Raw genomic sequence first — 347 nt, forward strand, 5'->3', positions numbered from 1 at the left:
CCGTCATAAACGAACTGGGTAATCGTTGCCCCATCTGCACTTTGCACTGGCATCACATCAACCGTGCCTGTCGTGACAACACCAGCAGCCAAATCAGCCACCGTTGGCTCAGTAATGGTCAACGTTTGGTTTTGCATGCCTTGCACATCATCGCTGACCGTCACTTTCAATGGCGACATCAATGAATCGTCACCATCGCGGTCGACGGCAAATACAGGCAGTTCAAAGCTCAGATCGTTCTTCGCTTGGCCATCAGCATGATCTAACGCTTCAAGCAGAGTAAAGGTGTACTCACCCACAGTGCTAGTAGAGAAACTAATCGTAAAGACAGGAACCTCTGGGTTGGC

1 protein-coding gene is annotated in these 347 nt (G+C 50.1%); it reads right to left on the minus strand.

Annotation, left to right across the window (positions count from 1 at the left end):
• A partial coding sequence (locus tag AB4486_RS22635) for a hypothetical protein (RefSeq protein WP_372118714.1) occupies positions 1-347 on the minus strand: 347 nt, incomplete at both ends.

The organism is Vibrio sp. 10N.222.55.C6, from assembly GCF_041473395.1.
GTDB classification, from domain to species: domain Bacteria; phylum Pseudomonadota; class Gammaproteobacteria; order Enterobacterales; family Vibrionaceae; genus Vibrio; species Vibrio crassostreae_C.